Origin of the sequence: Azospirillum sp. TSO22-1 (genome assembly GCF_003116015.1) — a bacterium.
Taxonomy (GTDB): domain Bacteria; phylum Pseudomonadota; class Alphaproteobacteria; order Azospirillales; family Azospirillaceae; genus Azospirillum.
The window spans coordinates 1-7,646 of sequence record NZ_LGQZ01000090.1 but is presented as its reverse complement, the minus strand read 5'-3'; the positions used below and the strand labels follow the sequence as shown (position 1 = coordinate 7,646).

The window sequence follows — 7,646 nt, the reverse complement described above, 5'->3', positions numbered from 1 at the left end:
GAAGCGCGTGGCGCGCACGCTGGCGTCGAACCGGCCGGGCACGCTGGTCTGGTGCATGGGCGGCACCCAGCACCACGTCGGCTCCTCCAACACCCGCGCCTACTGCGTGCTGCAGCTGGCGCTCGGCAACGTCGGCATGGCCGGCGGCGGCACCAACATCTTCCGCGGCCACGACAACGTGCAGGGCGCCACCGACTTCGGCGTCGTGTCGGACTCGCTGCCCGGCTACTACGGCCTCGCCGAGGGCGCCTGGAAGCACTGGGCGCGCGTCTGGGAGGTGCCGTACGACCAGATCCTGGCGCGCTTCAAGTCGAAGGACTTCATGGAGAAGACCGGCATCCCGGTCTCCCGCTGGTTCGACGGCGTGCTGGAGGCCAAGGAGAACGTCGATCAGCCCGACACTGTGAAGGGCATGGTGTTCTGGGGCCACGCGCCGAACAGCCAGACCCGTCTGCCCGAGATGAAGAAGGCGATGGAGAAGCTGGACATCCTGGTGGTGGTCGATCCGTTCCCGACCATGACCGCGGTGCTGCACGACCGCAAGGACGGCGTCTACCTGCTGCCCGCCGCCACGCAGTTCGAGACCACCGGCTCGGCCACGGCGTCGAACCGCTCGGTGCAGTGGCGCGACAAGGTCATGGCGCCGCTCTTCGAGAGCAAGACCGACCACGAGATCATGTACCTGTTCGCGAAGAAGTTCGGCTTCGCCGAGCAGCTTTGCAAGAACATCAAGGTGCAGGGGAACGAGCCGGACATCGAGGACACCACCCGCGAGTGGAACCGCGGGATGTGGTCGGTCGGCTACACCGGCCAGTCGCCGGAGCGCCTGAAGCTGCACATGCAGCACCAGGCCACCTTCGACAAGACCACGCTGCGCGCCAACGGCGGCCCGTGCGACGGCGACTATTTCGGCCTGCCCTGGCCGTGCTGGGGCACGCCGGAGATGAAGCATCCGGGCTCGGCCAACCTGTACGACACCTCGCTGCCGGTGGCCGAGGGCGGCGGCGCCTTCCGCGCCCGCTTCGGCGTGGAGCGCAACGGCGTCACGCTGCTGGCCGAGAACTCCTACCCCGTCGGCTCGGAGATCAAGGACGGCTACCCCGAGGTCACCATGGCCATGCTCCAGAAGATGGGCTGGGACAAGGACCTGACCGAGGCGGAACTGGCGGTCATCCAGAAGATCGGCGGCGAGAAGATCGGCGCGGTCAGCTGGACCACCGACCTGTCGGGCGGCATCCAGCGCGTGGCGATCAAGCACGGCCTGAACCCGCCCGGCAACGCCAAGGCGCGCGCGGTGGCGTGGAACTTCCCGGACCCGGTGCCGGTGCACCGCGAACCGCTCTACACCAACCGCCGCGACCTCGTGGCGCAGTACCCGACCTACAAGGACACCAAGCTCTGGCGCCTGCCGACGCTCTACAAGTCGATCCAGGACCGCGACGTGTCGAAGGAGTACCCGATCATCCTCACCTCGGGCCGTCTGGTCGAATACGAGGGCGGCGGCGAGGAGACGCGCTCCAACCCCTGGCTGGCCGAATTGCAGCAGGACATGTTCGTCGAGATCAACCCGGCCGACGCCAACAACCTGGGCATCCGCGAGGGCGCCATGGTGTGGGTCGAGGGTCCGGAGAAGGGCCGCGTGAAGGTCAAGGCGCTGGTGACCGAGCGTGTGGGCCGCGGCGTGGCGTTCATGCCCTTCCACTTCGGCGGCCACTTCCAGGGCGAGGACCGGCGGTCGCACTACCCGAAGGGCGCGGATCCGATCGTGCTGGGCGAGGCGGCGAACACCGCCACGACCTACGGCTACGACCCGATCACGCTCATGCAGGAAACCAAGACCACGCTCTGCCGCATCACGGCCGCCTGATCCAGGAGTTTTGACCTATGGCCCGTATGAAGTTCCTGTGTGATGCGGACCGCTGCATCGAGTGCAACGCCTGCGTCACCGCCTGCAAGAACGAGCACGAAGTTCCCTGGGGCATCAACCGCCGCCGCGTCGTGACGATCAATGACGGCAAGCCGGGCGAACGCTCGCTGTCGGTGGCGTGCATGCATTGCTCGGACGCGCCGTGCAAGGCGGTGTGCCCGGTCAACTGCTTCATCCAGACCGACGACGGCGTGGTCCTGCACAACAAGGACCTGTGCATCGGCTGCGGCTACTGCTTCTACGCCTGCCCGTTCGGCGCGCCGCAGTACCCGCAGGCGGGCGCCTTCGGCAGCCGCGGCAAGATGGACAAGTGCACCTTCTGCAACGGCGGCCCGGAGCCGGCGAACACCGACGCCGAGTTCAAGAAGTACGGCCGCAACCGCATCGCCGAAGGCAAGCTGCCGCTGTGCGCCGAGCTGTGCTCGACCAAGGCGCTGCTGGCCGGCGACGGCAACGTGGTGGCCGACATCTACCGCGAGCGCGTGGTGTCGCGCGGCTTCGGCTCCGGCGCATGGGGCTGGGGCCAGGCGTACAAGATGAAGTCGGAGTCGTAACGAGGGCCCTCTCCCGTCCCGGGAGAGGGTGGCCGCCGCAGGCGGCCGGGTGAGGGTGCAGCCAAGGATCCTTGACGGTACCCCCACCCTAACCCTCCCCCGGGGCGGGGGAGGGAACAAGGCTTGAGCGGTGTAAGCATGCACGCAAAGTTCCTGATCCCCGTCCTCCTCCTGCTGTCCGCGCCCGTTGCGGCGCAGGAGGGGGACCGCGGCAACGTCGCCGACTTCTGGTCGGCGGTGAAGGAGGGGCAGACCGGCCGCCCCTCCAGTTCCAGCGTCAAGGCCGACTACCTGATGCACGCGCCGAACCCGGCCTGCGCCGACAACAAGCCGTGCACCGAGAAGGCGGTCGGCTTCACGCTGCCGGTGCACGCGACCATGTCGCAGCCGCTGGTGACCGTCGGCACCGGGGCGGAGCGCAGCGCGCTCGGCGTGCTCGGCTTCTTCGCCGCGCTGGGATTGCTGTACGCGCTGTTCCTGCTGGTCCGCCTGGGCAAGGCCGATCCGGCCGACCATCACCACGCCCTCGGGGACTGAGGCCATGACCGTCAGCAGACGCAATTTCCTGCGCGGCGCCGCCGCCGGCTGCACCGCGGCCACGGCGGCGGTCGTGGCGCCCGCCCCCGCCGAGGCGCGCGGCAACAAGGAGCTGCCGCCCGAGGCCGTCGGCCTGCTGTTCGACGCCACCATGTGCGTCGGCTGCAAGGCCTGCGTCGTCGCCTGCAAGGAGGCCAACGGCCTGCCGATCCAGGTGCCGATGGAGCGTGCCTACGAGGACCCGTCGCAAGCGCTCTCCCCCACCTCCTTCAACATCATCAAGATGTACAAGGAGGGCGAGGCGAAGACCAAGGACGTGGAGCAGGACGGCTTCTCCTTCATCAAGCGCTCCTGCATGCACTGCGTCGATCCGGGCTGCGTCTCCGCCTGCCCGGTGCAGGCGATGACCAAGGACGCGAAGACCGGCGTGGTCAGCTACAACGCCGACGCCTGCATCGGCTGCCGCTATTGCGTGATGGCCTGCCCGTTCGGCATCCCGAAGTTCGACTACGACAAGGCGGTGCCCGAGATCCACAAGTGCCAGCTCTGCAACCACCTGTGGAAGGAGGGCCGCTTCTCGGCCTGCGCCGACGTCTGCCCGACGGGCGCCACGATCTTCGGCCCGGTACCTAAGCTGCTCGCCGAGGCCAAGCGCCGGCAGGCGATGACGCCCGGCGAGGTCGCCAAGTTCCCGCGCCGCTCGACCGAGACCGGCGACCAGACCAAGGAAAAGCCAGCCGCGAAGTACGTCGACCACATCTACGGCGAGAAGGAAGGCGGCGGCACCCAAATGCTGATGCTGTCCGGCGTGCCCTTCGACAAGCTGGGCCTGCCCAAGCTGCCGGAGCGCTCCTACGCCTCGATGTCGGAGACGGTGCAGCACACGCTCTACGACGGGCTGGTGGCGCCGGCGGTGGTGCTGGGCGGCCTGCTGGCCGCGACGTACCGCAGCTCGCGCAAGAAGGGCGGTTCGGAGGAGGATTCCCATGAGTAACTACGAATCCGCCGGCGGCCGTCTGGTCACCCCGGTCACGCTGTTCCTCGGCGCGCTGGTCGCCATCGCCGGGTACTTCGTGCTGATGCGCTTCCTGTTCGGCATCGGCGCCGAGACGCCGTTCGGCGCCGTCACCAACCTGAACGACGGCTACAGCTGGGGCATCTGGGTCGTCTACGACGTGGTGATCGGCACCGGGCTGGCCTGCGGCGGCTACGCGCTGGCGCTGCTGGTCTATGTGTTCAACAAGGGCGAGTACCACCCGCTGGTGCGCCCGGCCCTGCTCGCCTCGGTGTTCGGCTACACGCTGGGCGGCGTGGCGGTGATGGTCGATCTCGGGCGCTGGTGGAACTTCTGGCACATCCTGACGCCGGGCTACGCCAACCCGAACTCCGTCATGTTCGAGGTGGCGGTCTGCATCGCGCTGTACATCCACGTGCTGTGGCTGGAGTTCTCGCCCACCATGTTCGAGCGCTGGGGCTGGAGCAACGCGGCGCGCCGGGTCAACAAGGTGATGTGGGTGCTGGTGGCGCTGGGCTGCCTGTTCCCGATGATGCACCAGTCCTCGCTGGGCTCGCTGCTGATCGTCATGGGCGCCAAGGTGGACCCGCGCTGGCACACCATGCTGCTGCCGGCGCTGTTCCTGCTGTCGGCGATCTCCATGGGCTTCGCGGTGGTGATGTTCGAGGCGACGCTGTCGGCCGACGGCTTCCGCCGCCCGCGCGAGACGCCGATGCTGAAGAAGCTGGCGGTGGTGCTCTCCGGCATCCTGGCGGTGTACCTGGGGCTGCGCTTCGCCGATCTGGGCTGGCGCGGGCAGATCCCGGCGCTGTTCCAGGGCGACTTCCTGGCCCGCATGTTCTGGCTGGAGATCGCGCTGTTCGCCCTGCCGATCCTGCTGTTCAGCCGGGCCGCGTGGCGCGGGAGCCCGCAGGTGCTGTTCGCCGGCTCGGTCAGCATGCTGCTGGCAGCGTCGCTGTACCGGGTGGACGGCTTCCTGGTGGCGATGACGCCGAACGGCGACGCCTTCCACTACTTCCCCTCGGTGCCGGAGCTGATGGTCACCATCGGCATGATCGCCTTCGAGGTGCTGGCCTACATCGTGCTGGCCCGCGTGCTGCCGGTGATGCATGGGCATGCCCCCGTCCATGGGGCATCGAAAGCGGCGGCCGTTCCGGCCGGGGATTGAGGGAGGTCAATCCCTGGATCGCCGGCATTGTCTAGAGTGCTGGCATCATGAACCGAGACGCCGCTGCATCGGGGACACTTGCCCCCACCCCTACCCCCTCCTCCGCTTCGCAGGGGAGGGGAGAATGCGGCGGAATTCCCTCCCCTGCGGAGCTCTCGCGCAAACCTTCGGTTTGCGCTGACGCGGCAGGCGGACCTCCGGTCCGCCGAGAGCGGGGGAGGGTTAGGGTGGGGGCGCTACTCCTCCTACTCCTCGCTTTCCTCCTCCCCTTTCCCGCCCACGCCGCCCCGCCCTCCGACTGGGCCGGGCGCGAGACGTCGTCCGGCGTCGATCCCCTGATGCTGCAGTCCGACCGCTGGCCGGCGCGCAGCGACTTCTGGCGCGACGTGCGCAACGGTACCGAGGGCACCGTCAACCAGCCCAGCCCCTGGCACCGCGGCGTGCTGATCCAGCTGACCGGCGCCGACTGGGGCAGCGTGCGCACCGACATCGTCGCCACCTACGGCACCCAGCTCGCCGGCGTCAGCGCCGCGGTGCTGCTGGGCTTCCTGATGCTGCACGGGCGGCTGCGCGCCGCGGCGTGGACGCTGGCGCGCTGGGCCGGAAGGGTCCGCGACCTGGAGCGGCTGGCCTACGGCGTCACGGCGCTGAGCTTCGTGCTGCTCGGCGTCACCGGGCTGACCATCCTGTACGGGCGGCGGATGATCGCGCCGCTGGTCGGCAAGGAGACCTTCGCCGCCATGGCCCTGCTCAGCAAGCAGGTGCACGACCTGGTGAGCTGGACCTTCATGCTCGGCGTCGTGCTGCTGGTGCTGGTGTGGATCCGCAACCACGTGCCGAACCGCTGGCGCGATGCCGCAGCAAACCCCTCCATCGCCCGGCCCTTGGGCGCCACGGCGCATCTGGTGTTCTGGTCGGCGGTCGGCGGCGGCATCGTGGTCAGCTACAGCGGGCTGGCGCTGCTGTTCCCGCTGGCGCTGGTCGAGCTGCAGAAGATGCAGATCATGCAGATCGTGCACTCGGTGTCGTCGCTGACGCTGGCGGCGCTGATCTTCGGGCACGTGCTGATCGCCTCCATCGTCGTGCGCGAGAACGCCCGCAAGCTGATCGAGGCCAAGGAGGAGCTGGAGCGCCGCGTCGAGGAGCGCACCGCCGAACTCACCCGCGAGATCGCCGAGCGCCGCGCCGTCGAGGCCGCCCTGGAGGCCGCCCGCAACCAGGCGGAGGAGGCCAACCGCTCCAAGGACCGCTTCCTCGCCGCCGCCAGCCACGACCTGCTGCAGCCGCTCAGCGCCGCCCGCCTGATGGTGGCGAGCCTGCTGGAGCGTGCCATGCGCCCGGAGAACCGCGAGCTGGTGGAGAACATCCACACCGCGCTGACCGGCGCCGACGACCTGCTGAGCGACCTCCTGGACATCTCCAAGCTCGACGCCGGCGGCGTCACCCCGCAGGTGACGGAGGTGGCGCTCGGGCCCCTGCTCGACGCCATGGCGGCGGAGTTCGCGCCGCTGGCCGAGGCGGCCGGGCTGGCGCTCACCGTGATGCCCTGCCGCGCCACCGTGCGCACCGACGCCCACCTGCTGCGCCGGGTGCTGCGCAACCTGGTCAGCAACGCCATCCGCTACACGCGGGAGGGGCGCGTGCTGGTCGGCTGCCGGCGGATCGGCGCCAACCTCCGCGTCGAGGTGTGGGACACCGGCATCGGCATCCCCGCCGACAAGCTCGGCGCCATCTTCCAGGAGTTCCACCGCGAGGGCCGCGCCGCGCGCATCCACGCCCGCGGCGCCGGCCTCGGCCTCGCCATCGTCGAGCGGATCGCGCGGGTGCTGGGGCATGCGGTCGGCGTGCGCTCGGTGGTCGGCAAGGGGTCGGCGTTCACGCTGACGGTGCCGCGGGTGCACGCCGCCGCGGCGCCGGTGGCAGTCGCGGCGCCGGACGGCGAGGACGATCTGGCCGGCGTCGCCATCCTCGCCATCGACAACGACGAGAGCGTGCTGATGGGCCTGACCTCGCTGCTGCGCGCCTGGGACTGCGAGGTGCTGCCCGGCTCCGTGCCGGAGGACGCCATCGCCGCGGCGCAGCGGGCCGGCTTCGTGCCCGACCTGCTGATCACCGACTTCCATCTGGACGAGGGCGCCATCGGCGCCGACGTGGTGCGGGCGGCGCGGCAGGTTCTGGGCGCCGGCATCCCGGCGATCATCGTCACCGCCGACCGCTCGCCCGAGGTTCGCGAGCGCATCGAACGCGCCGGGGCGCACCTGCTGTACAAGCCGGTGAAGCCGGCGAAGCTGCGCGCGCTGGTCAGCCACGCGCTGGCGCCGGTGGCGGAGGCGGCGGAGTAAACCAACGAAGCCCTCCCCCAGCCCCGCTGGGGGCGTGGAGCCGGTGCCATAGGCAACGAGCGCCGAAGGCGATCGTAGGCGGAGCGCGGTCGCCCGACTTGCG

General features: G+C 69.7%; 6 protein-coding genes. All 6 read left to right on the top strand.

The window, feature by feature from the left end:
• Positions 1-1,867: formate dehydrogenase subunit alpha (locus TSO221_RS23070; protein ID WP_146208885.1), on the top strand; the 1,867-nt coding region annotated here is incomplete at its 5' end.
• A gap of 17 nt (positions 1,868-1,884) precedes the next feature.
• Complete coding sequence (gene fdh3B, locus TSO221_RS23065) at positions 1,885-2,481, top strand: formate dehydrogenase FDH3 subunit beta (protein WP_109120874.1); 597 nt, start codon at positions 1,885-1,887, stop codon at positions 2,479-2,481.
• A 138-nt stretch (positions 2,482-2,619) separates the two neighbouring features.
• Complete coding sequence (locus TSO221_RS23060; protein ID WP_109120873.1) at positions 2,620-3,018, top strand: hypothetical protein; 399 nt, start codon at positions 2,620-2,622, stop codon at positions 3,016-3,018.
• A gap of 4 nt (positions 3,019-3,022) precedes the next feature.
• A complete protein-coding gene (gene hybA / locus TSO221_RS23055) occupies positions 3,023-4,012 on the top strand; it encodes a hydrogenase 2 operon protein HybA (protein WP_109120872.1) in 990 nt (329 codons plus the stop codon).
• Entirely contained in the window at positions 4,005-5,201 is a 1,197-nt protein-coding gene (gene hybB / locus TSO221_RS23050) for a Ni/Fe-hydrogenase cytochrome b subunit (protein ID WP_109120871.1), read from the top strand. The genes hybA and hybB overlap by 8 nt, the downstream gene beginning before the upstream one ends.
• Positions 5,202-5,428: 227 nt before the next feature.
• Complete coding sequence (locus TSO221_RS23045) at positions 5,429-7,543, top strand: NahK/ErcS family hybrid sensor histidine kinase/response regulator (protein WP_158284191.1); 2,115 nt, start codon at positions 5,429-5,431, stop codon at positions 7,541-7,543.
• Positions 7,544-7,646: the final 103 nt, after the last annotated feature.

Excerpts from the sequence above, each read along its gene's own strand:
- hybA (WP_109120872.1), top strand. The coding sequence starts at position 3,023 with ATGACCGTCAGCAGACGCAATTTCCTGCGCGGCGCCGCCGCCGGCTGC.
- hybB (WP_109120871.1), top strand. The coding sequence starts at position 4,005 with ATGAGTAACTACGAATCCGCCGGCGGCCGTCTGGTCACCCCGGTCACG.
- TSO221_RS23060 (WP_109120873.1), top strand. The coding sequence starts at position 2,620 with ATGCACGCAAAGTTCCTGATCCCCGTCCTCCTCCTGCTGTCCGCGCCC.
- fdh3B (WP_109120874.1), top strand. The coding sequence starts at position 1,885 with ATGGCCCGTATGAAGTTCCTGTGTGATGCGGACCGCTGCATCGAGTGC.